The organism is Hansschlegelia beijingensis (assembly GCF_045505405.1).
Lineage (GTDB): Bacteria > Pseudomonadota > Alphaproteobacteria > Rhizobiales > Methylopilaceae > Methylopila > Methylopila beijingensis_A.
The window spans coordinates 1-1,612 of the sequence record NZ_JBJKEX010000500.1; the positions used below are offsets into that span (position 1 = coordinate 1).

2 protein-coding genes and 1 pseudogene are annotated in these 1,612 nt (G+C 71.0%); 2 read left to right on the forward strand and 1 reads right to left on the reverse strand.

Annotated elements, in window-relative coordinates; all coding sequences use genetic code 11:
- Positions 1-105: pseudogene (locus ACIKT0_RS18065) on the reverse strand (CoA transferase); the annotation flags it as partial.
- 2 nt (positions 106-107) lie between these two features.
- Between ACIKT0_RS18065 and ACIKT0_RS18070 the strand changes: the two are divergent.
- Both ACIKT0_RS18070 and ACIKT0_RS18075 read left to right on the forward strand, forming a co-directional pair.
- Positions 108-728, forward strand: a complete 621-nt coding sequence (locus tag ACIKT0_RS18070) for a thiamine phosphate synthase (protein ID WP_407106711.1) — start codon at positions 108-110, stop codon at positions 726-728.
- Positions 729-844: 116 nt separating this feature from the next.
- On the forward strand, positions 845-1,612 hold a 768-nt coding region (locus ACIKT0_RS18075; RefSeq protein WP_407106712.1), incomplete at its 3' end, for a PLP-dependent transferase.

Below are 1,612 nucleotides of genomic sequence, written 5' to 3' on the forward strand. Positions count from 1 at the left end.
GAGGCTGTCCACGTCCGGGATGTCCTGGAGCTGCTGACGGGTGGCGTCGCCGGCGCCCGGGCGCTCCACCTTGATGACGTCCGCGCCGAACCAGGCGAGAGCCTCGCATGAGCGCGCGTCTCGATCCGTTCTATCCGGTCGTCGACAGCGCCGCCTGGGTGCGCCGGCTGGTCGGCGCCGGCGCGCGGCTGATCCAGCTCCGCATCAAGCAGAAGCCGCAAGAGGCGCTGCGGGGTGAAATCCGCGAGGCGCTCGCGCTGTGCCGCGCGGCCGGCGCGACGCTGGTGGTCAACGACTACTGGGAGCTCGCGATCGACGAGGGCGCGGACTTCCTGCACCTCGGTCAGGAGGATCTCGACAGCGCCGACCTCAAGGCGATCCGCGCGGCCGGAATCAGGCTCGGCGTCTCGACCCACGACCGCGCGGAGCTTGATCGCGCCCTGTCGCTCGACCCGCACCATGTGGCGCTCGGCCCGATCTGGCCGACCATCCTCAAGCAGATGCCGTTCGCGCCGCAGGGACTGGAGCGCATCGGCGAGTGGAAGCGGCTGATCGGAGACCGGCCGCTGGTCGCGATCGGCGGACTGACCCCGGAGCGCGCGCGCCTCTGTCTTCAGGCAGGCGCCGACGTCACCGCGGTCGTCAACGACGTGCTCGGCGCGCCGGACCCCGAGGAACGCGCGCGGGAATGGATCGCCGCCACCCGGAGCCCCGCCGCGGCCGCCTGACCGGCTTGCAGTTTCTCGCGCGTGATCGCAAATGGAGCAGCTTCGCCGCGCCGCATCATCGGCAGGATCTGGAAAGTTCACGCATGGCCCGTTTCGGTGATCGCAGATACGGGCCCATGACCGAGCTGGTGCTCGGCGGCCGAAGCTCCGACGAGCAGTTCGGCTTCGTGAACCCGCCCGTGGTGCACGGTTCCACGGTGCTCTGGTCCACCGTCGCGGACTTCAAGGCGGCGCGCGGCCGCTACACCTACGGCCGGCGCGGCACGCCGACCTCCGAGGCGCTCAGCGACGCGCTCAAGCTGCTCGAGGGCGGCCAGCACGTCGCGCTCGCGCCGTCCGGCGTCAGCGCCGTGTCGCTCGCGCTGATGACGGCGCTGAAGAGCGGCGACCATCTGCTGATGGTCGACACCGTGTACGAGCCGACCCGCCGATTCTGCGACGGGATGCTGCGCCGCATGGGCGTCGAGACCAGCTATTACGACGCCTCGGTCGGGGCCCACGTCTCGGACCTCATGCGCCCGAACACAAAGGCGGTGTTCGTCGAGAGCCCCGGCTCGCTGACCTTCGAGGTGCAGGACGTTCCGGCGATCGCGGGCGCGGCGCACGCGCGCGGCGCGGCGGTGATCATGGACAACACCTGGGCGACGCCGCTGTTCTTCAAGGCGCACGATCACGGCGTCGATCTCGCGGTCTCGGCCGGCACCAAATATCTCGGCGGCCACGCCGACCTGATGATGGGCTGGGTTTCGGCCAACGCGGCCCATGCCGCGGCGCTTCGCACCACGCATGGCGCGCTCGGCCTGTGCTGCGGCCCCGACGACATGTTCCTCGCCTTGCGCGGCCTGAGGACGCTCGGCGTGCGGCTGGCGCACCACCAGGCGGCG